This window comes from Robbsia andropogonis (assembly GCF_000970345.1).
Classification (GTDB): Bacteria; Pseudomonadota; Gammaproteobacteria; order Burkholderiales; family Burkholderiaceae; genus Robbsia; species Robbsia andropogonis.
Map to the genome: position 1 here is coordinate 1 of NZ_LAQU01000039.1, position 20,034 is coordinate 20,034.

The following is a 20,034-nucleotide window of genomic DNA, read 5'->3' on the forward strand; positions in this document are numbered from 1 at the left end:
CGTGTTCGACTCACGGGAGGCCCACCAAAATTACTTTACTTCTATCAATTACTTATGCGGGTTTGTCTGGTTTTTCAGGCAACCCGCTTTTTGTTTTGCTGGGGAACCTTTTGCCCAATCTTGGCAATCGCGTCTCGAAGCGATTCTGTGGCCAAGTGCGCATACCGCTGCGTGCTGACCGCCGACCGATGCCCAAGCACCGCACCCACCGTGTATAGATCCACCCCCTGATTGATCATCGCGCTGGCAGCGCTGTGGCGCAAATCATGAAAATGCAGCCATTCCATATTCACGGCCTTTCGGGCATTCCGAAAATGTCGCGATATCGTGCTTTGGTCCGGCAGCGGCATGCGGGCGGCGATCATGAGGCTTGGATGGATCGGGATATGGCGTGGCTTGCCATTTTTGGTATCGGACAGCACGAACATGCCATCGACGCGTTCGGCCCGGATTATCTCGCTCATGCGCATGCCGCTGTAGAACGCAATCCGGATCGCTGCGCGCGTCTCCCTGTGATGCGTGGCGCGGCACAACAATACCATCTCTCGGCGGTCGATTGAGTGCTGCCGTTCATTGCGGACCACCGGCGAGATTACGCGCTCTGCGGGATCATGCTTCCCCATGCCGTGGAATTTCCATCCGTACCGGCAAGCGGCGGTGAGGTATCGGATGCGGTTGCGCAGGGTCGCCGGAGAGATTGGATCGCCGTTTTCCTTCGCTGCCTTGGCCGAGTATTCCTTGCAGACATCAGGGAGGGAGGTGAGCGGCTTGCCGCGATATGCCCAAAACATGATGGCCAGTTCGTTCTCGATGTTCCCGCCAGACTTCAGTTCTGGCACCCTATGCTTCAGATAGACCTTAACCGCGTCCTCGATGGAATGCTCCGGGCGCTCGACCCCTGTTCCGAGCGAGTAGAGTCTGTCCGATTCTTGGCGGTCGTAGGCGTCAGCCTTGGTTCTATTCCACGTTTTCGGAAGAAACTTTCGAGCCCGGATGCGCTGTCCATTAATGCGACGGTCGAATTCGAAGACGAAACAGCCGCGCGCTTTATCTCGGTAGATCGGCATTGTTGTAAATATTCTTGGATGTCCGAGGGTTCGAACGTGATTCGCTTGCCGATCCGATAGCATGGTATTGGGCCATTGGGCGCGGCAAGGTCGTAAATGTGGCGAGATGATACGCCTAGTTCTTTGGCCGCCTGGGCAGCATTAAGCTTGCTCATCCCATCCCCCTCCCAATCTCAGCAGCGGCCATGACGATTGCGCGGCGGGTTGCGGCGGTTGGGTCATCTTCATGGTGTTTAACAGAAAAGACGCCTTCGGTACCCACGAAAACTATCGTGTCGCTGTATTTTGCGTTAACCCCTACGTTTAGTCTAAGCTCCACCATCAACCGAAACGCATCGCCGTCATCTTCGAGTGGGTTCCAGTATTCACTCCCAATTACCTCCCAAAGCTTTTCAGACCAAATCCCATCCTGCCACCTCGCATCATCCAGACCCGCCGCCTTCGCAGCCAGTTCAAGCAGTTCTCGGTCTGTCATTTTTGGTCCTTTGGCGCGCACGTATAGACTTTCGAGCCGCTGTAGAATGCACCAATGCGTTCACAGGATGTGGCATCTGAGCCAACGCCACACGCCCATCCGCCTGAGAAGAAGGCCAATATGCACACAATAAGCACCACTATTTCCCATTCCATTATTTCGCCTCCTCCGTCAGCCCGCGCCATTTGTCCCAATAAAATATGCCAAAAGAAGAACGGCCGCACGTCTCACTAAGCGTCCAGCTATGGCCGTTCCACCACCTTGCAACGATGTGCGAAGTGGGAAGTAGCCTGCACTCATACCAGCCCACGCGCACAGGCTTTTCACTCGCCGGGAACCATTTAGTCTTTCTCATGACCACCTCGACAGTTGGCGGCGAAAAACCCTGCACTGCTTCGGCCAGGCAACCAGCCGGTTATAGGCGTCATGAGCCTCTTTCCGCGAAGCGTTATTTATCCGCTGATACTCATGAATCCATTGATACCAGTTCATTTCTCCCCCTCCGGCTCAAACCCCGGCCTGTAGATCGTGCAGGATTCCATGTTGCCGCGTTTGTAGGAAGCGAAAATAGCTGCCGAAAATATTAGTCTCCCGTACTTATCATAAATCCCTGCACACTCCCATCCTTCCATTCGGTACAGGCGCGTGCATTGTTCACCCAAATGCGACCAATCAATCGAGTCCGAGATTTCTGGTTCGGGGGCGAGGCGATAATAGTGTTCTAGAGTTACATTGAACCTGTGACCTACCATTGCCGGAATCCAGCCTACGCCGGGCCATGCCGTTTCCCACCGCTTCCCATCCACCAACACATCAATCTTAAACTCCCGCTGTTGCTCCGGGCTCCACTCGCCAAATGGCTTATCCTCTGGATACTTGCTCATTGTTTTTGCTCCAGTTTGCTTACGGTATCCCTAAGCATTTTGTTCTCGGCCTTTAACCGAATTATCTCCCCCGCCATTTCGAAAGTATTTCTAATGATGTCCATAGAATCTTGGTAGTTCTTGGCTTGTTGGACGATTTTCTCCCTGCGCAGCGCTTCGTATTTGTCGGTCATGATTGCTCCTTCGGCGCGCGCGGCAGTGGCATCCAGTGCGTGGGGGTTACAAGCCACACATTCGGCGGCTCATCTGCGTTTACTGGTGTTTCATACCATCCTGGGGCAGCGTCTTCCGGGTATTCCCAGTAGTCGTCTATTTCCTCTTGGCTGTAATAGCGCCCGCGCACAGTGCGCCAATTTCCTAAGTCGTTCCGGTATCCAAGTAACCTAGCAATGGTATCTTTTGGTGCCGTTTCGATCGGTTGCCATTTAGGAATCTGCTCGGCGAGTGCGTCGCGCTCTTGTTCAGCAGTAGCGCAGGCAATAGCGACTTCGTGAAGCCGTGAATTTGCTGATTTGAGTTCGGCGGCGATTGCGTCGCGTTCGTCTTCCATAGCGGCATAGTCCTCGTAACTGACCGACTTACCTGATGGGCCGTGCACCCTGGCGATAATGTCATCATATCTATCAACCATCATGCCTCCTTCTCTTCAAGAAACTGGCTAACCGTTTCACGGAGAGTTTTGTTTTCGCGTTTCGCTTGAGCAACAAAACCTTCGGCAATGATCTTGGTCCGCTCCTTTGGAGATGGCTGCATAATCCATCCTCTCGCCCAGGCGCATTGCGCCCAAAAGGGCCAGACGCGGCGCTCGATTCTCCCCGAATTAAGCGGCAACCCTTGCGACGAAGCGCGACGACCCAATGCTTCAAAATACCGTTTTCCAGATAGCGGTCGTTTCATGTCACGCCTCCTGTGCCGCAGAGCGGACCTGATTTCTTGGTTCCTTCCATTCGATGGCCGTTGTAGGATCACCAAGAGAGCCAGTGATTTCACGGCGGCGAACCATGCGGCCGGTTTGGCGCCAAGTGATCTCGACTGCTCCTGCAGCGACAGCTAGGGCGCGCTTGTTCAGAGCGATGTCATAGTGCGATTTCGCCGTTCCGGGTTTCTGGTGCCATTTCCGCGCGACCCCAATTCGATCTGCCATGGCGTGCAGTTCGTCGTCGGTGTCGGCGATCATGTGGCACATTTTCATGCGTCCGTATCCGGCCTGCATATCGTCTACATAGACCATCACGCCTCCTTCTTCGATTTGAGGGCGCGGATAGCATCGGCGGATAACAATCGGCCACGGGTACGCTCAATTTCTTGTGCGACTTCCTCAAGCGCCTCATCGCGCACATCGGCGGCGCTCTGCGGAGCGGTGTAGAGCGGCGTACCATCTTCCAACACTTGCAAGTCCATCAGCATCTTCGCATGTGCGTTTCCGCCGCTGGCTTTTACAACTGCGGGTTCAACCCTCTGCTGCTTGCATGATCGGCAATACCCCTCTCCACCAGGGTCTACTTTTGATCCCCCGCATGTTTCGCATAAGACCTTCGCCTCGCTCTGCGCGGGCGCGGAGCTCGGTATGCGATATGGCGTAGAGATCGCATCTATCGCGACCTTCCTTGTAACCTGGGTTATACCGGTTTCCTCTGCCTCCAAGATCAAGGCCGCGATGATTTCTCGCAGTTTGTGTTCCCGCATAACATCGTTACTCATGACAATCCCCCTTGTTCGCGGCGGAGATAGCGAAGTCGATGGACACATTCCATTCCGATTCAGTCATGTTGCGGCGTCCTTTCCTGACGTCCTCTGGCACAGCGATTAACATTGCTTCAGAAAAATCAGCGTTATTAGATACGGATGCAATTCGCAAACCCCTGCATCGCTCCGCATCCGCTTTCAACGCTTCCGCCTGCGCTTCCCCAAGCTCAATCGCTTCCGCAGCATTCAAAACAGCAGCGCGGTCTTTGATCGGTAGTGCGTTCATATCGATCGCGCGCAGTGCTTCTGCTAGTTGTTTGTTGTTCATGCTGCCTCCCCACCCGGAGGAAACGCGGCGTTGAGCGCTTCGACTTGCGCATCGCGGTCGCTCTTAGCCTTCTTGCGTGCTGGCGCTTTCTTTTCGTCGAACAGCGTCTCAGCGGTCTGCGGCGGTAGGATGCTAATTTCGATATCAGACATCAGAAGGTGATCGATTCGCCCCTGTTCCTTCTCGGTCGGATGGCAATTGATGTTGAACGTGACATTGACGCTGCCGCCTTCTTTCAAGGCGAAGACGAAGTCTTTGATGTTGCAGTCTTCCAACTCGATCCATGATTGATCGTTGATGCCGGTGTGCAGGATCGTCGTGTAGCCGGTCAGCTGCTTGTCGTGCTTGATGTCTTGCCGGAACCACGGGAAGCGCAGCGCTGTGAGCCCGCCAAGGTCTTCGTTTTGGATGAGTTCGGCTTGCCCCTTCGCTTCGTCTCCGCTCTGGTAGAAAGCACCGCGCAATTGCGGGTCAAACTCGTTGAGAATCAGATTGCTGCGCGATGCTTCAATCTTGATCGTGCAGGCAGGCTTCGTCTTGTTCTTGCCGTTCATCTCGGCTCGCGGTTGAACAGACGTGATCTTCGCTTTGATTTGCTTGAGGGTCAGCATTGGATACTCCGGAATATTTTTGGAATAATTTTCAGCGGTTTAGGCGGCTTGCTTGAGCAGTTCGGACTGATAGCCCGTGACGATCTTTTCGAAGGCGATCAGGTCTTGTTCGAGTGCGGCTATGTATTCTTCGTCGCGCTCGACGCGTCGCCAGTAAAGCTGCTTGCCGACAGACTCAAGTGCAGGGCAGTACAGCGCAAAGTGCCACCACTTCCGGTTAGTTATCCACATGCAACCTTGAATCTGGTCGATGTATTCGCTGATGTCCTTATTTAGGATCACCGTTCGGATAGTCTCGGGAGAGATCAGGCACTTGTATTCGCTACCACCGTCGTCATCGATCAGGCCATCAGCACTGGCACCGAACAGGCCATCATCGGTAATGACAAATCCTGCTCGCTTTACAAATAGTCCAGTAGCAATCTCATGTTCCATGCGCGCGGTTGGCTCCAATTCATGCCCCCGACGCATGGCGTACGTCTCGAAGCCTTCATCCAGCGGGACGCCGCTGATACGCTCTACCGCCAAGCGGAAGGCATAATTCAGTGCCTTATCAGACGGATAGCCAACTGGTTCGCCTGCTATTGCACGCTGCACGCTCGCTGCTGATGGTTTAGTTTTGTAACCGGCAATCTTCATTGCCTCTGCCTCCGTCTTTCCTGCCTTGATCGCTTCGACGTATGCAGACTGCTTATCGTCCAGCAAACCCACCTTCTCACGTGCTACTTTGAACATCGATGCCGTGATGCATCCAGCGCGTGCCTGATGCCACTCTGGCGACCCCTGATCGCATTCGATTATCTTCATCAGTCCTCTCCCTCGCGCCGCATCTTCTCTTCGAAATCGGCCTGAAATTCTGCTGCTTGATCGTCGGCCGGAGGCATGTCGACAGTGCGTGACTCGTCCTGCTTCAGGCGCTCGCCACGTTCGCCCACGACGCCCTTGAACGTGTCGTACGCACGCTGATCGCGGTAGGGTTTGATGATGGCAAGACCTTCCTGCCAAACTCGTGTGAGGGCATCGGCGGTCGTGCAGGCAGCGGCCTTGTTCGTCCATGCAGTCAGCACCTCGGACGGGCACACATCGATGACTTCGCCTTTGAAGTCGATGCCCGTGCCGCCTTCCGTATCCATGTGATGGATCGCGTTATCAAGGCGCTCGGTCTTCGGCCAGGTCTTGTATGCGCGGCGGATGATCGTCTTCTTCGCCATCTCGTTGAAGTCGGTCGACCACGGGCCGTTGCCTTTCTTCCCGCTTTCGGAGCGCGCCTTGATTTTCATCACGTCGGCGATCGGCATCGTGTCCGTGAGATAGTCACCGGAATGCATCTTGACGACGACGTACACGCCAACCACGTTGCCGCGCTCGGTGCTGAACGGGTCATGATCATGGCGAGGCGGCTTGTCGAAGCCATTCAGCGAGAAACTGTCGTTCGCATAGACGACTTCAGCTTTACCCCACTGGATTGAGCCCGACGAAATAGCGATATCGAGCATGCCCATGTAGCTGATATCGAGGCAAATCTTCCCGCCGCGCGGCACGAGGTACGCTTGCTTGCGCGCCGGATTCAAACTGATGCCGATCGCTGACACGTTCTCGATTGCTGCGCGCATCGAAGCCGGGTCTTTCATCGCCGTGGAAAGCAGAAAATCGTTGCCTTCCAGGATTTGCATCGCAAAGGCGGCTTCGCGTTCAAAGTTGATCGAGTTGTCGATGGTGACGCGCTCGAACTGTTCCCGCACGCCATACACGATGTTGCTGACGGCGACGATATTTGATTTGTTTGCCATAGTGATTTCAAAGATGCGCCGGATGCACGGCATTAAGGATTGCAAGGGCCAGCAGCATTACCACCGCGCCCGCCACAAACGAGCCCCAGTGGATGCGGCGGCGCGGGGCAGTGCGCTCTATTTCGTAGTTGGGGGTCATTCGTCAGCCTCGTCGTCTTGCTCATCATCCTCAGGCACCTCGCCGCGCTGACAATTCGTGCCTCCGCAGTGCGGGCACTCGGTGTGCGTGAGATTCGATATCGAACCCATCCAATGAATTCCGGTCTGTCCGCACCGGTCGCAGATCATGGTCATGTCACTCACCCGGCGTAAATTTCGTCTCACTCATGGCTGACTCCCTTAATGGAAAGAGCGGCCATCTTTCCCGCCAACTCATCACTTCCTGGGAATAATTCTGGAATATTTTTGCGTTGCTTTTGTAGCCCCGCGTGCCAGTTTTTATCGCCCATCGTCCGCTTCAGCAGCGCAAAGAGTTCGGCGCGCTCGGCACGCTGCGCGTCTGTCGGTGTGTCCAGGAAGTCAAGTTCGGCTAGGCGAGCTTTGGCGAGATCGAGCAGTGCCTGATGTTCTCTCCCAAGATTCCACCAGCGTTCTAGCCAATGCCCTTTTTCAGGACGAGACTCGTTCAATCCACCAAGAATGAAGGCCTCGTAAATTCCATCAACTGCGTATTGGATTGCTTCCGCCTCTTCTTCACTCATCAAATCTCTCCACACAAGCGGCTCCGCAAACGACGCACTCTGCGTCAACGATCGGCCCGCACACTGTTAATTGCTCGACACGCTCAAACCGACGGTCATCTTCGCAGCACGGGCACCAAGCAAGCTCAGGGTCAACGTAGTACCGCGCGTGATCCTCGGGGGCGTAGTCGAAGCGGAACATGTCAAGCTCTCGCTTGTGCCGCAGCGTCACCGGAGAAAACCATCGCGGCATTTGCGCTGTACCGGGCGAACATGTCTCCGAACAGAGCAACCAGCTTTTCCTGGTTAGTCGAATCGGCAAGCGTGTACGTCTGCGCGAGAGAAGCAGCAAACGATCCGGTCTGGCGCTTCATCAGTTCCAGCGCGCCGTATGTCGGGCGGCAAGCTGATTCCAGACGATCGATTGCGGCTTGAGCGCGGGCAGCGGATTCACGCATGGCGCGTGCTTCCATCTGGCGCTGGTTTTCCGCGCGGCACGCCGCACGGTTCGGATCAATGTCGAATACCTGCGCTGGCGCGAAACCAGCCAGCGCGGCGTAGACGGGGTTGGTGGTCTGCATGTCTTGCTCCGGGTGGGTATGGAGCAATATTAGCAATGCTTATACATCTTTGCAAGAGCAGCGCTAATAATTTGACCGAAAAAAAACGCCCGAAGGCGTCTGCGTTTATTTCGGTCCAAATGAGGCGCGCACCGCCTGATAAAAATTCTTCTCAGGGTGCGGTCGACAATATCTGAGAATCGTTGCCGCGATTAGCGGCGTATATAGCGTCTGTGCTCAACGAGCACTGCAATAACAGTCAACTGCTGGGTATCGCTGCGTAGAGTGGGGAAATCGTCGTTTAGTGGCGACAATTCAAAGATTTCCTGACCAGTGGCGCTGATGCCACGAGGGCGATATTTTTTGAACGTTGCTTCGTCGCCACCGTTTTTTGCAACGACGTAATCCCCCGGGCGCGCCGGGACAGCAGGCTCGAATATCGCGTGATCGCCTTCGCGGAATTCGGGTTCCATGGACTTGCCGCGGATTTCGAGTGCAAAAGCACGATCCGACAAATCGAGATCCGTCATCAGATACTCGAACACGTCGCTAGGCGAAAAGGGCGTTCGCATTTCTGTCATCCGTCCAGCCTGGACATAAGAGATGACAGGGATTTTACGGCGACCGATTTCTGCTGGCACAACGTTTCTATCGAATGGTGAAGGCGCTCCAAGTCCGAACAGCGATTTTCCCTCCAGAACCGACGCCAAGATAGGGCTGATAGATCGAGGTTCGACGCCCAACGATTTTGAAAAGGCGAGTAGAGCGGGCAAATTCAGCGGGATGATTCCCCGCAGATACTGACCAATCAAACCCTGCGATCCTAATTCTGTGTCGCGGCCAAGCCACTCTTGAGTCGCCCCCGGGTGCGAGTCCTTATACGTCTGCCATGCGTCGCGCAGACGCTGCGCGTCGGCTTTTTCTTCCTGCGATAGCTCGCGGCGCGGTTTCTTTTCCATGCTCAGATTCTAAAAGTGCTGCTTTTAATTTGCTGCACCTCTTGAAAAGCGTTGCTAATTCGTTAGAATAGAAGCAATGCTAATAAGGAGGCGCTATGCGACTCGATGAATACCTGAAGGCTTCTGGCACGTCGCAGGCCGCCTTCGCTGCCAAATTCACACCGCCTCTGTCGCAGGGCCTAGTTAGTCAATGGCTGCGTGGCAAAACCCGAATCACTCTCGACCAAGCGATCCAGATACGAGAACTGTCAGACGGAAAGGTGACAGTGGACGATTGCGCGGCGATGTTCGAGACCCCAATCCCCAGCGAGGCGGCGGCGTGAACAGCATCTTATTGACGCCGGGAATCATCGGCACTCAGCGCGTTTTGCATTTGGTTGGTGCGCGATGACACGGCCTGACTTGATCGAAAAGCTGTGCGGGTTGTTGCGTGGCCCGGAATCGAAGCGTGCGGCCGAAGCGCTGAATCTTGACTCGTCCGAGGTGTCGCGCTTTCTCAGCGGGCAGCGCGGATTGAATCGCGACCAGATTGGCAAAGCCATCGAACTGTGCGATCTGGCGCTCGTCTCGCGTGGCTATCTGGACGCCGTCTGCCTCATAGGCCAGGTCGGCATGCACTGCGAATGCGCCCGCCGCGGTAGTGGCGAGTGCGGGAGAGGGTAATGGCTGTCACCAAGCGTCCCACGTTCCTCGATGGCCGCCCCGATCCGGAAGCGGACCTTGGCACGTTCCGCTCAGTCAATTGGTTCCTCGCTAGCGCATTTGAACAGAATCTTGAGGCGCTGAAGAAGCGCATCGATGATCAAGAAGGGCAGGAGAAGCACTGATGAAGCGCCCATCGTTTCAGTTTTATCCCGGCGATTGGATATCAAACAGCAATCTACGTCGTTGCACGCATGCCGAGCGCGGCGCGTGGCTGGACATCTTGTGCCTGATGCACGATCAAGAGGAATACGGCGTGATCCGCTGGCCTTTAAAAGACATCGCACAGGCCGCCAATTGTCCGATAGCACTTGTCAAAGGGCTCGTCACCAAAGGCGTACTGAAGGGCAGTGATACCGCTGTCGAAGAAGAGTTTATCTATCGTCCTAAAAGTGGACGCAAGGTTGGTGATCCCGTTACTTTGGTGAGCGCTCAAGCTGGTCCCTTTTGGTATTCGAGCCGCATGGTGAAGGATGAGTATGTCCGCACCATTCGCGGTGAATCTTCGCGCTTTGGTGATAGCGATGGTGAATCACCAATTTCATCACCAAAGGAGTCATCTGACTCTTCACCTAAGCCCCCCTTTGGTGACGGCTCTTCATCTTCATCTTCATCTTCTAATAAAAAACATACGTCACCCTCTCCGGGTGACCCCCTCCCGATCGGGTTCGAAAGGTTTTGGAAATCCTGGCCTTCGACCGAACGCAAGACCGCCAAGGCCAAGTGCGCCGAGGTATGGCGAAAACGCAAGCTTGAGCCGTTGACCGAGCGCATCGTGCAGCACGTCGATGCGCTGAAGCCATCGAAATCGTGGCGGGATGGGTTCGAGCCTGCACCGCTGACGTACCTGAATCAAAGCCGCTGGGAGGATGCGGAAGACGGCGAGTCCTTGCCGAGCAACGACATGTGGGCGGGTGCGCTATGAGGCCGCCTCGCAACGGTGATGCCCTGCTGGCTGCCCGTCGTCGTGGGGAGAAGCCATCCGGCGCTGTGATCGTCTCCTTGGTCGGCCAACTGCCTGACCGGAATTTCACGCTGTACGTCGATGCTGCAAGCCCCGAGAGGTTCGATTGGAAATCCATTCTCGGGCTCGAGATCGAGATCGTGACGAACCTTCGATTTCCATTTTCGAAGCTGATCGCGATGCTTGCGGACATGACCGAAGCCGTGCCTGCGTCGATGCTGCTGCGCTACACCGAAGGTCCGCGGATTGCCCTGGGAAAAGCGCATTGGCTCCCTGAAGCCATGGACGGAAAGTTCTATCGGCTGTTCGACTGGTGGCCATTTGCCCTGACGCCCGGTCGTGCTGCGCTCAAGGTCGAAAAAGCTTTGTGGCGGCACGTTGGTACCGCACTCCCGGACTACTACCTGCCCACGATGGGCCTTTGCATCGAACGCATGGAACAGGGGAAGCCAGCATGGCAAGCATGATCCCGGATGATGTCAATTTTGACGAATACCTGACGGCAGACGACGACGGAACGTCCAAGGTCCGTCCCGCATCCGAATTTGTCGATGGCGTTATCGCCATGTTTCACGAGCAAGCCGCGGTGGCCATGGGGGCCACATCCCCGTGGCCGAAGGTTGGCGACAAAGTGCGTTTTCGCTCAAGCGAAGTGAGCTTGTGGGCCGGTATCAACGGCCACGGTAAGTCTGGTGCATTGGGCTACGTGATGTCGCATGTTCTGTCGCAAGGAGAGCGCGCTTGCATCGCCTCAATGGAAATGAAGCCTGAGCAAACCATGGGTCGGATGACTCGACAAGCGGCCGGCAATGCATGCCCTACACCGAAATTTATTGCCGATTTCCACACGTGGACCGACGACCGGCTGTGGATCTACAACCAAGTTGGGCAGGTCGATTGGCGGCGCATGGTGGCGGTCGCCCGGTATTGCCGCAACGAATTGGGCATCGACCACATGGTCATCGATTCGATGATGAAGTGCGGCATCAAGCCAGACGATTACGGCACGCAAAAGGAATTCGTTGACGCGCTTTGCACTCTTGCGAAAGACACCGGGATTCACGTCCACCTCGTTCACCACATGCGCAAGGGCGAACGCGAAATGAACAAGATCCCGGATAAGTTTGACATCAAGGGCGCCGGAGAAATTGTCGATTTGGTCGATAACGCTTTCATCGTCTACCGCAACAAGGCGAAGGAAGAAGTTCTGTCCCGCGAACGTGACCCGGAAAAGCGAAAGCTGCAAGAGCAGGTACCCGACGTGATGCTGATCTGCGCAAAACAGCGGCACCACGGCTGGGAAGGGACGATTCGTCTGTGGTTCGATCCGGCCAGCCAACAATTGCTTGAAGACCCGCAGTACGCCACCCAATATCTCGACCTCAACACATCGACATGGAAGACGCAATGGAGTCGTTGAACGCATCCACTACACGCGCGCACGCGCATTTGACGGCCGACCAGCGGGCCACGGCGAAAGCATTCGCGAAGCTTAAAGGCCCGATGTTGCAGCGCGCGCTTGAGCAGTATGGCCATTCGCAGGGTGTGGACGCTGCCTTGGCTGTGTCTCTTGAAGCGCGGCGAGTGCGGGAGGCGGCATGACGATCTTCATCGGCGTGGACCCGGGTTTGACTGGCGCTCTTGCGTTCGTGCATCTTGATCATGGCTTGATCGGTTTGCACGACATGCCGACGATCGAGAACGACGCGCCGACCGCCAAGGGCTTCCGCAAAGAAATCGACGTGCAGGGCCTGCGCGAGTTGATTCACAAGACCGTGCCGGCGCAAGACACCATGACCGCGGTACTAGAATCCAGCGGCATCTTCGGACCAAGCGTGCACACCACAGTCTCGATCGCTGAATCGCGGGCCTACACGCTCGCGACGCTACGGCTCATGGGCATCGACGTACGCCGCGTGACGCCGCAGGTTTGGAAGCGGATGTACGGCCTCTCCAGCGACAAAGACGAATGCTTGGATAAGGCCCGCACGATCTTCGGCACCATCGGATTCGAGCGCAAGCGCGACCATAACCGCGCCGAAGCCGCCCTTATCGCCCATTACGGACGGAGGATGTTCGCATGATCATCGATCAAATCATTTTCTTTCTGCGCCAGTCTGCCAAGCCGATGAGTCAGCTTGAGATATCGCAGCACATCGAGCGCGATACCGCGGCCGTGTACGGCGCAATTCGCGCGCATCGCGTCAAGAGTGCATCGCCGCGCTTGTATATCGCAGAGTATGGCCGCACGTCGCGCGGGCAACGCTCGCCGCATTACGCGATTGGAGACCTTCCCGATGCTCCCGCCCCCGTGCTGCGCAAAGAAGAAATCCGCATGCCGGCTGGCCAGTTCGGCATCCCCGACGAAGCAAAGGCGCGGGCGGCAAAGATCGCGGCGCAAGACAAGCTTATCGCTTCGCTGTTGTCATCACTTCGCACACATGCAGGAAACCCATTCGGCGTGGCAATGGCTCAGTGTGGGGTGCGGGCGTGAGCGATTTCTTGATCTCTGACAATTTCACCCTCCTTATTTTTTTGTTATTTGGTGCATTCATTGTTTGGTGCGCGACGAAATGAAGATTGCTCAGATATTCCTTTTTGCGCTATGGACGTTTATTTTTTTATTCATTTTGGGCCTAGCGCTTTCTTTGCCTCTTAGTCTTATAGCGGCTTTACGTGAAACGCATGCGAAGTCTGTCTGCATGTCAAATGCATATGCGCGGGTGGAATCTGCTGGATTTTTTTGGCCAAAGTTCTACTGCGTGAAGCGCGTTGACCAGACAGATGTCGTTGTTCCGGTGTCATCGCTATGAAATACCGTGGCACAACCCAACTCGCCGCCATCTGGTGCAACGACCCCGAGTTCCATGCTTGGCTTGCTGACTTGGCCAGCATCGATCCGAGCGATGTCACGAAAGAGGGCGCTGCTGAAGTCGTACGCAAAGCCTGCAACGTTTCCTCTCGATCGGATTTCGACAAGGACGACGCAGCGGCAGAGCGTTTCATGCGCGAGATACGGAATCCGTTTAATGCGTGGCGTCAAGCGCGCCGTAATTCAGTTTCACAGACCAGCAACAGCATACTCAAGGTCATCTAGGAGACCACCATGCGCGCGCCTAAATCGCCCCCCGCTCTTACGCCGGACAACGTTGTTGCCCTCTTGGTTCCGGGGCGCGCGTACATGGCCAGCGCCATTGCCTTGAAATTCGGTCGATCGATGCAAGAGGCATTGCCTGTCATCGATGGATTGGTGGCGGAAAGGCGCTTGTTGTCCACCTATGACCGCAAGCACATGCGGATGACGTACCACGTGCCCGTTGCTACCCGGCCGAACGTTACGCCTGGGCAACTTGTCCCGACGCCATCGCGGAGCGCCTGGGGATGTCGGGAATTGCTGTTTTAGACACCCGATTTCCCGGGGTCTACGATGGCGCTCATCCGAGGAGGGCGACATGCTGAGCAGAGCGGAAATAGAGAAGGCGATGTCGGAAGGGGCGGAAGCGTATCAAAGCCGCATGAAACGCACCAACAACCCATATCCGATGTTCACCGACCAGCATGCCTCGTGGCTCCGAGGCTATCAAAACGCCCATTTCGGCGCATCCCTTGCGGCGTCGGCACGGCAAAACATCCTTACATGAACCTGGAGCGCAGCATGTCCGATGAAAACAGCAACACGCCGGCCGGAAATGATCCGGTGACGCCGGAAACGAAGATCCCGACCACCGATACGCCGGTATCCGAGGTGCCGGCCGTGCCGGGGGAGCCAGTCGCGTCCCAATCGGATGGGGAATCCGTAGAGCCGGGTGCGCCTGCCGCTGGTACGACGGGAAGTGCTGTCTCCGCAGATGAAGTGGGAAACGCATCCTCGCCGTCGTCCACGACATCCGATGCGATCAACGCCCAAACAGCGGAAGGCTCGACGACATTGCCGACCGGCTCGACGACCTCGAACGAAACGTCAGCTATGGAATCCTCGGAATCGTCGTCTGCATCGCCTGTATCGCCATCCTCGTTGTCTTCGGGCATTGATGAGGCAGCCGAGGATGCTGACGGCGCCGCGGTTCCTCTGGAAAAGGCTGTTGCCGTTCACTTGGAAGCGATTTTCAAGCTGGTTGCTGATGCCTCCGCAGTCAAGGCGGCAGCCGCGACGGGTGCCGTTCAGTCGGCGCATGACACCATCGTCGATATTGAGGATCGCATTCAGAACGGCCGTGACGTTGGTTCGCACGAAGTGATGTCGCTCGTGAGCAATCTGCGTCTCAAGCTGCGCGAGATGTTCTGATCATGGCACTTCCGGTGGTGCGCAAATCGGATGAAATCGTCGATGCGATCCTTTTGCGGATTTCTGACGGTGAAAGCCTGCGCACCATTTGCAAAACCCGGGGCATGCCGCACCGCGTCACGTTCTTGCGGTGGGTGAACGACGATGAGAAGCTGCAAAAGCTGTACACCGACGCGCTGAAATGGCGCGAGCAGATCTACTTTGACGACTTGATCGGCATCGCTGACGAGTGTAAGGACCCGGCGAAAGCGCGCGTCATGTCGGATAATCGCAAGTGGGTGCTTGCCCGCATGAACCCGAAGAAGTACGGCGACAAGATGACTCAGGAACTGTCTGGTGTCGACGGTGGCCCTATGGTCGTCGAACTCGTGCAGTTTGCGGGGGCGCCTGAAAATGCCCCGGATTAGAATCCCCAACTGCTGGTCACCGCGCAAATATCAGATGCCGCTTTGGTCGTATCTGGAGCGCGGTGGCCGGCGGGCGATCTCGATTGCGCATCGTCGATGGGGTAAGGATGACGTAGCGATGCATCACGCGTGCGTCGCAGCGCACAAGCGGCCTGCCACATATTGGCACATGCTGCCGCAAGCGTCGCAAGCCGATAAAGCAGTGTGGTCCGCGGTCAACCCGCACACCGGTAAGCGGCGGATCGACGAGGCTTTCCCGAAAGAGATCCGCGCACGCACCCTCGAAAACGACATGATGATCCAGTTGCGCAACGGCGCGACATGGCAGGTCGTTGGATCGGACAATTTCAACTCTCTCGTTGGCGCCCCTCCGGCGGGCGTCGTGTTTTCTGAGTTTGCGATTGCCAATCCGTACTCGTGGGCATATCTGAAGCCGATTCTTGACGAAAACGACGGGTGGGCCGTGTTCATCACGACCCCGCGCGGACGGAATCATGCTTACAAGATGCTCAAAATGGCGCAGGAGACGCCCGGCTGGTTCGGTGAAGTGTCTAGCGTTGCAAAGACAGGTCGATTCAGCGCCGCGCAGTTGCATGAACAGAAGATGGAGTACATCAAGCTGTTCGGAGAGGACGCGGGCGCGGCCATGTTCGAGCAAGAAATGATGTGCTCTTTCGACGCCGCGATTCTTGGGGCGTACTACGGCCGAGAATTCACCAAGATCGACGCGGAAGGGCGGATCAAAAAGGTTCCTCACGATCCATCCTTGCCGGTATACACGGCGTGGGACTTGGGCCGCACGGACGACACGGCAATTTGGTTTTATCAGGTCAGTTGGGGCGAAATCCGCATCATCGACCACTATTCGAACAATGGCCAAGCGCCAAAGCACTACGCAGAGCGCCTGTATGGCCGCGAAATTGACGTTGCCGAGTGGGGCGAGTACGGAAAGCCCAAGAGTTGGGGATTCGGCAAGCCGATCGAGGGTGCTGAACATCGAATCGCCTACCGCTACGCTGATTGCTGGCTGCCGCACGACGGCAAGCCCAAGACGTTCGCGTCGCCGCGATCCGCAATGGAGCAATTGCACGATTTCAAGCTGAAGGTGCGCATTGTTCCGTCGCTCAGCATCCAGGATGGCATCACGGCTGCGCGCGCGACGCTGCCGAAGTGCGTTTTCGATGAACAGCGCACCTTTGCTGGGTCAGAGTCGCTGCGCAATTATCGTCGCGAGTGGGATCCGCATAAGCAGGTCTTCCGGGACACCCCGCTGCACGACAAGACATCGCACGACGCCGACGCCTTCCGGATGCTATCGCTCGTGTGGAAGATGCCACCGGAAGAGGCGCCCGAAGAGCGGCCGCGCTTTCCAGAAGATCAGACGGCCGATGAAGTGTTCTGGCCGAAAAGCCAATCCAGTGAAATTGTCTATGGGAGTTACGCATGAGTACGCTACAACCTTTCTCGCCTGCCAACACCGTGCCAATCGCGGCGACCACGTCTTCGCAAAACTTCGCTCTTGATCCGAGTGCGCTTTGGGATCAGGTTCGACTGGTGAATATGACCACAGGCGTTGTCTACGTTCTCATGTCCAAGAACGCAGCAGACATCGTTAGCGCGGCCAACGGCGTGCCGTTGCTTGCTGGCACCGCCGAAGTCTTCACGAAAGGTGATGCAACGAGAATTGCCGTCATTGCGGCGTCAGCAGGCAATCTAGCTGCGACTCTAGGAAATGGAGTGTGATATGAGCATGCGAGCAGCCGCACAACGCCCTTCAAACGCCAGTCAGCCGACTTCGCCTGTGGTGTTGTCAGGCAGCCCTTTCACATATCAAAACAACACGAATGCTGATGTTGACGTAACCGTCCAGGGCGGATCCGTTACGACGATTTCGTATTCTCGGGACGGAACGAATTGGACGATCGTCGGTTTGTTGGCTGGCATGTTTCGACTGAGCCCGTCCGATTATCTCAGGATCGCGTATCTGACCACACCCACCGTCACCGTTATTCCAAGGTAATCACATGTCAGAAGAACAATTGGCCGCGCCGGTCGAAAACAAGCATGCAAAGTACCTTGCGGAAATAGACGAGTACGAAAGGGATGCTGGCCCATGGAAAACAAAAGGCAAGCGCGTCGTTAAACGGTATAACGATGAGCGCAGCGCGTCGTCAGAGGGAAAGTCCCGTTTCAACATCCTTTGGTCGAACGTGCAAACGCTCTTGCCCGCGCTTTATTCCCGCGATCCAAAGCCGGACTTTCAACGTCGATTCCTCGATGCCGATCCGGTGGGGCGCGTGTCTTGCGAAATACTGGAACGCGCAAACTCGTTCACTTTGGAAAAAAACGACTTCAGCGCCAAAATGCGCCAATGCGTAACCGATCGGCTGCTTGCAGGTAGGGGCACGCTTTGGGCGCGATATGTGCCGCATTTCAAGGCAAGTGAGATGCTTGGCAATGAAGGCACGCAAATTGACGACGACGCAGAAGCGGGTGAAGAAACAGAAGGGGAGCCGGCTCAGGATCTTGAATATGAACAGGTTGACCTCGACTATGTTCACTGGGACGATTTTGGGCACAACAAAGCGCGTGTGTGGCAAGAAGTCTATTTAGTCTGGCGTCGGTGCTTCCTTACACGCGAAGAACTGCGTGCGCGATTTCCGGATATTGCGGACAAGATTCCGCTTGACCATAAACCGGACGACATGAAATCGGATCAGCCCACAGAGGGCAAAGCGATGATCTACGAAATGTGGGATCGCCGCGTTCGCAAAGCCGTCTGGCTGAGCAAAGGCTATCCACAGTCGCTCCTGGATGAAAAAGAAGATCCACTAGAGCTTGAGAATTTTTTTCCGTGCCCGCGCCCGCTTACCCCAAACATGGCCACGGACTCAATTATTCCTGTTTCAGACTATCAGCAGTACGAGGACCAAGCCCGGGAACTCGACAACCTCACGGGGCGCATCGAGTCGCTTACGAAGGCCGTTAAGGTCGTAGGCGTCTATGATGCCAGCGCGCCGGGCCTAAGCCGTTTGTTGAGCGAGGGCGTTCAAAACCAGCTTGTGCCCGTGGATGCGTGGGCCGCTTTTGCGGAGAAGGGCGGTTTGGTGGGTTCCATCGTTCTTCTGCCGATGCAAGAAATCGTACAGACTTTGCTTGCACTGTACGACGCGCGCGACAAGGTGAAGGCCGTTCTTTACGAGATCACCGGCATGGCCGACATTTTGCGTGGGGCCAGCGATCCGTCTGAAACGGCCACGGCGCAGCAGATCAAGAGCAATTTCGCGTCGATCCGGCTGACTGACATGCAGGCTGAAGTGCAGCGATTTGCTCGAGACGCGGTTTCGATCATTGCCGAAATTCACGCAAATCTTTTCGAAATCGAAACCTTGGCTGAAATCTCAGGCTATCCGCTCCTGACCATGGCAGAGCAACAAGTCGCGCAACGCATCAAACAGTTAGGTGGTTCTCTGCCGAAAGATATCGAAAAGGCTTCGCTAGAACCCACATGGGAGGAGGTCACCGAACTATTGCGCGATGCCAACGTTCGTCATTATCGCCTCGACATCGAGACAGATTCGACGATCAAGATGGATCAGATGCAGGAAAAGACCGATCGAATGGAGTTCGTCAAGGTGATCGGCGGGTTCATCAATCAGGTTATGCAGGTAGAGAACCCTGTCTTGGCACCATTGCTTGGTGAAATGATGATGTTTGCCGCACGCGCGTTCCCGATAGGCAAGACACTGGAGGCTGCGCTGTCTGAGACGATCGAGCAACTACAGAAGCAGGCGCAAGCGCAAGCGAGCCAACCCAAGCCTAACCCTCAAATGATGAAGGTGCAGGCCGACGCCCAGGCAAAACAGGCTCAAATTCAAGGAAACCTGCAACTACAGAACGCCAAGCAACAGGGAGATATGCAGATCGAGCAGGCCAAGATTCAGGCGCAAGCCCAGGCGGACGCCCAGGACAGAGCATTGCAAGCGCAACTCGCAGACGCGCAGCGACAAGCGCAGGTCGCAACGGACGACAACCAAGCGCGCCTTAACGCTGAGTTGGAAATGATGCGTTCGCGCAACGAAATGATGATGGAGCAATGGAAGGCAAGCGCAGATGCGCAGTTGCAGATTGCGTTGCAGGAAATGAAGGGGAAGACCGCCGTTGAGGTTGCCGAGGTCAGTGCTGGCGCCACCCTGGACGCAGCGCAGATCGCAGCCGCAAATCAATCAAATGGGGGTGAGTGATGCCGCTCTATACAGTCCAATGTCAGTGTGGCCACCGCAAGGATGTGTTTCGCAAGGTGAGCGAGCGCGATGATGCGCTGCCAGAACATTGCGGTTCACCGATGGTCCGCGCAATCACCGCACCTTATATCGCGCCAGACATTCAGCCGTATCAGGCTGTTGCCGTAGACGTGGCCACCGGAAAACCGCCCGTGATCAACAGTCGCTCATCTCACCGCGCGTTCCTAAAGCGCAACGGATACGTGGAGGTGGGTAACGACATGCCGAAGCGGCCGGTACCCGAGGTCCGCGGAGACTTCAACCTGCGCGGCGATCTGACAGACGCCACACGCCAAGTTCTGCGAGGTGCGAAATGATCGGTGCATTCATGCCGCGACTGCAAAAGCTGCTTG

34 protein-coding genes and 1 pseudogene are annotated in these 20,034 nt (G+C 56.0%); 19 read left to right on the forward strand and 16 right to left on the reverse strand.

The window, feature by feature from the left end; translation table 11 throughout:
* Positions 1-74 precede the first annotated feature (74 nt).
* The 13 genes and pseudogenes from WM40_RS22500 to WM40_RS22545 form a co-directional block, all read right to left on the reverse strand.
* A complete protein-coding gene (locus tag WM40_RS22500) occupies positions 75-1,067 on the reverse strand; it encodes a tyrosine-type recombinase/integrase (protein WP_046154038.1) in 993 nt (330 codons plus the stop codon).
* Between the two features lie 53 nt (positions 1,068-1,120).
* Positions 1,121-1,222 (reverse strand): annotated as a pseudogene (locus WM40_RS32595) (hypothetical protein); the annotation flags it as partial.
* Positions 1,219-1,542: a hypothetical protein gene (locus WM40_RS22505; protein ID WP_052738476.1), complete on the reverse strand. Its 324-nt coding sequence runs from the start codon at positions 1,540-1,542 to the stop codon at positions 1,219-1,221. The pseudogene WM40_RS32595 and the gene WM40_RS22505, both read right to left, overlap by 4 nt.
* A 488-nt stretch (positions 1,543-2,030) precedes the next feature.
* Positions 2,031-2,426, reverse strand: a complete 396-nt coding sequence (locus WM40_RS22510; RefSeq protein WP_046154039.1) for a hypothetical protein — start codon at positions 2,424-2,426, stop codon at positions 2,031-2,033.
* Complete coding sequence (locus WM40_RS30340) at positions 2,423-2,599, reverse strand: hypothetical protein (protein ID WP_157685903.1); 177 nt, start codon at positions 2,597-2,599, stop codon at positions 2,423-2,425. The genes WM40_RS22510 and WM40_RS30340 overlap by 4 nt, the downstream gene beginning before the upstream one ends.
* Positions 2,596-3,057, reverse strand: coding sequence for a hypothetical protein (locus WM40_RS22515; RefSeq protein ID WP_157685904.1), 462 nt, complete (start codon positions 3,055-3,057; stop codon positions 2,596-2,598). The genes WM40_RS30340 and WM40_RS22515 overlap by 4 nt, the downstream gene beginning before the upstream one ends.
* Positions 3,057-3,323, reverse strand: a complete 267-nt coding sequence (locus WM40_RS30345; protein WP_157684938.1) for a hypothetical protein — start codon at positions 3,321-3,323, stop codon at positions 3,057-3,059. The genes WM40_RS22515 and WM40_RS30345 overlap by 1 nt, the downstream gene beginning before the upstream one ends.
* 1 nt (position 3,324) lies before the next feature.
* Positions 3,325-3,657: a DUF4031 domain-containing protein gene (locus WM40_RS22520; protein ID WP_330218172.1), complete on the reverse strand. Its 333-nt coding sequence runs from the start codon at positions 3,655-3,657 to the stop codon at positions 3,325-3,327.
* Complete coding sequence (locus WM40_RS22525) at positions 3,657-4,127, reverse strand: hypothetical protein (protein WP_046154042.1); 471 nt, start codon at positions 4,125-4,127, stop codon at positions 3,657-3,659. The genes WM40_RS22520 and WM40_RS22525 overlap by 1 nt, the downstream gene beginning before the upstream one ends.
* The gene (locus WM40_RS22530; protein ID WP_046154043.1) at positions 4,120-4,440 is read right to left on the reverse strand and encodes a hypothetical protein; all 321 of its coding nucleotides are present in this window, start codon (positions 4,438-4,440) and stop codon (positions 4,120-4,122) included. Before WM40_RS22530 ends, WM40_RS22525 begins: the two co-directional genes overlap by 8 nt.
* On the reverse strand, positions 4,437-5,051 hold the full coding sequence (locus WM40_RS22535; protein ID WP_046154044.1) for a hypothetical protein: 615 nt from the start codon (positions 5,049-5,051) through the stop codon (positions 4,437-4,439). The genes WM40_RS22530 and WM40_RS22535 overlap by 4 nt, the downstream gene beginning before the upstream one ends.
* A 39-nt stretch (positions 5,052-5,090) precedes the next feature.
* Complete coding sequence (locus tag WM40_RS22540; protein ID WP_046154045.1) at positions 5,091-5,858, reverse strand: YqaJ viral recombinase family protein; 768 nt, start codon at positions 5,856-5,858, stop codon at positions 5,091-5,093.
* A complete protein-coding gene (locus WM40_RS22545; RefSeq protein WP_413783822.1) occupies positions 5,858-6,724 on the reverse strand; it encodes a recombinase RecT in 867 nt (288 codons plus the stop codon). Before WM40_RS22545 ends, WM40_RS22540 begins: the two co-directional genes overlap by 1 nt.
* Here WM40_RS22545 and WM40_RS32600 point away from each other — a divergent pair.
* Entirely contained in the window at positions 6,627-7,031 is a 405-nt protein-coding gene (locus WM40_RS32600; protein WP_413783823.1) for a hypothetical protein, read from the forward strand. The genes WM40_RS22545 and WM40_RS32600 overlap by 98 nt on opposite strands.
* 130 nt (positions 7,032-7,161) lie before the next feature.
* On the opposite strand, the gene WM40_RS22550 is transcribed toward WM40_RS32600, so the two are convergent.
* From WM40_RS22550 to WM40_RS29055, 3 genes are all read right to left on the reverse strand, one after another.
* Positions 7,162-7,542 (reverse strand): hypothetical protein, encoded by a 381-nt coding sequence (locus WM40_RS22550; protein ID WP_046154046.1) that lies wholly within the window; start codon positions 7,540-7,542, stop codon positions 7,162-7,164.
* 182 nt (positions 7,543-7,724) lie between these two features.
* A complete protein-coding gene (locus WM40_RS22555; protein ID WP_046154047.1) occupies positions 7,725-8,102 on the reverse strand; it encodes a hypothetical protein in 378 nt (125 codons plus the stop codon).
* 191 nt (positions 8,103-8,293) lie between these two features.
* The gene (locus tag WM40_RS29055; RefSeq protein ID WP_082103125.1) at positions 8,294-9,040 is read right to left on the reverse strand and encodes a LexA family protein; all 747 of its coding nucleotides are present in this window, start codon (positions 9,038-9,040) and stop codon (positions 8,294-8,296) included.
* A 95-nt stretch (positions 9,041-9,135) separates the two neighbouring features.
* Here WM40_RS29055 and WM40_RS22565 point away from each other — a divergent pair, with 95 nt between their 5' ends.
* The 18 genes from WM40_RS22565 (at position 9,136) to WM40_RS22650 (ending at position 19,998) form a co-directional block, all read left to right on the forward strand.
* Positions 9,136-9,363: a helix-turn-helix domain-containing protein gene (locus tag WM40_RS22565; RefSeq protein ID WP_046154048.1), complete on the forward strand. Its 228-nt coding sequence runs from the start codon at positions 9,136-9,138 to the stop codon at positions 9,361-9,363.
* Between the two features lie 64 nt (positions 9,364-9,427).
* Complete coding sequence (locus tag WM40_RS22570; protein WP_046154049.1) at positions 9,428-9,703, forward strand: hypothetical protein; 276 nt, start codon at positions 9,428-9,430, stop codon at positions 9,701-9,703.
* A complete protein-coding gene (locus WM40_RS30350) occupies positions 9,703-9,867 on the forward strand; it encodes a hypothetical protein (RefSeq protein WP_157685905.1) in 165 nt (54 codons plus the stop codon). Before WM40_RS22570 ends, WM40_RS30350 begins: the two co-directional genes overlap by 1 nt.
* Entirely contained in the window at positions 9,867-10,667 is an 801-nt protein-coding gene (locus tag WM40_RS28210; protein WP_052738470.1) for a hypothetical protein, read from the forward strand. The genes WM40_RS30350 and WM40_RS28210 overlap by 1 nt, the downstream gene beginning before the upstream one ends.
* A 77-nt stretch (positions 10,668-10,744) precedes the next feature.
* Entirely contained in the window at positions 10,745-11,173 is a 429-nt protein-coding gene (locus WM40_RS22580) for a hypothetical protein (RefSeq protein WP_162199116.1), read from the forward strand.
* Positions 11,174-11,271: 98 nt separating this feature from the next.
* On the forward strand, positions 11,272-12,126 hold the full coding sequence (locus WM40_RS22585) for a DnaB-like helicase C-terminal domain-containing protein (protein WP_236693643.1): 855 nt from the start codon (positions 11,272-11,274) through the stop codon (positions 12,124-12,126).
* Positions 12,114-12,308: a hypothetical protein gene (locus WM40_RS22590; RefSeq protein WP_046154051.1), complete on the forward strand. Its 195-nt coding sequence runs from the start codon at positions 12,114-12,116 to the stop codon at positions 12,306-12,308. The genes WM40_RS22585 and WM40_RS22590 overlap by 13 nt, the downstream gene beginning before the upstream one ends.
* On the forward strand, positions 12,305-12,790 hold the full coding sequence (locus WM40_RS22595; protein WP_046154052.1) for a RuvC family protein: 486 nt from the start codon (positions 12,305-12,307) through the stop codon (positions 12,788-12,790). Before WM40_RS22590 ends, WM40_RS22595 begins: the two co-directional genes overlap by 4 nt.
* On the forward strand, positions 12,787-13,200 hold the full coding sequence (locus WM40_RS22600; protein ID WP_046154053.1) for a hypothetical protein: 414 nt from the start codon (positions 12,787-12,789) through the stop codon (positions 13,198-13,200). Before WM40_RS22595 ends, WM40_RS22600 begins: the two co-directional genes overlap by 4 nt.
* Before the next feature lie 315 nt (positions 13,201-13,515).
* A complete protein-coding gene (locus tag WM40_RS22610) occupies positions 13,516-13,803 on the forward strand; it encodes a hypothetical protein (protein ID WP_046154055.1) in 288 nt (95 codons plus the stop codon).
* A 9-nt stretch (positions 13,804-13,812) separates the two neighbouring features.
* Positions 13,813-14,109, forward strand: coding sequence for a hypothetical protein (locus WM40_RS22615; protein ID WP_157685906.1), 297 nt, complete (start codon positions 13,813-13,815; stop codon positions 14,107-14,109).
* A gap of 49 nt (positions 14,110-14,158) precedes the next feature.
* Positions 14,159-14,347: a ribosome modulation factor gene (locus tag WM40_RS30355; RefSeq protein WP_157685907.1), complete on the forward strand. Its 189-nt coding sequence runs from the start codon at positions 14,159-14,161 to the stop codon at positions 14,345-14,347.
* A gap of 14 nt (positions 14,348-14,361) precedes the next feature.
* Positions 14,362-14,991, forward strand: a complete 630-nt coding sequence (locus WM40_RS22620; protein WP_157685908.1) for a hypothetical protein — start codon at positions 14,362-14,364, stop codon at positions 14,989-14,991.
* 2 nt (positions 14,992-14,993) lie between these two features.
* Positions 14,994-15,398, forward strand: a complete 405-nt coding sequence (locus WM40_RS22625) for a terminase small subunit-like protein (protein ID WP_046154058.1) — start codon at positions 14,994-14,996, stop codon at positions 15,396-15,398.
* 34 nt (positions 15,399-15,432) lie between these two features.
* The gene (locus tag WM40_RS22630) at positions 15,433-16,845 is read left to right on the forward strand and encodes a hypothetical protein (protein ID WP_236693644.1); all 1,413 of its coding nucleotides are present in this window, start codon (positions 15,433-15,435) and stop codon (positions 16,843-16,845) included.
* Entirely contained in the window at positions 16,842-17,141 is a 300-nt protein-coding gene (locus tag WM40_RS22635; protein ID WP_046154060.1) for a hypothetical protein, read from the forward strand. Before WM40_RS22630 ends, WM40_RS22635 begins: the two co-directional genes overlap by 4 nt.
* Before the next feature lie 281 nt (positions 17,142-17,422).
* Entirely contained in the window at positions 17,423-19,642 is a 2,220-nt protein-coding gene (locus tag WM40_RS22645) for a hypothetical protein (RefSeq protein ID WP_046154062.1), read from the forward strand.
* Positions 19,642-19,998 carry a zinc ribbon domain-containing protein gene (locus WM40_RS22650; protein WP_046154063.1) on the forward strand — a complete coding sequence of 119 codons (357 nt, stop codon included), beginning with the start codon at positions 19,642-19,644 and terminating at the stop codon, positions 19,996-19,998. Before WM40_RS22645 ends, WM40_RS22650 begins: the two co-directional genes overlap by 1 nt.
* Positions 19,999-20,034 lie beyond the last annotated feature (36 nt).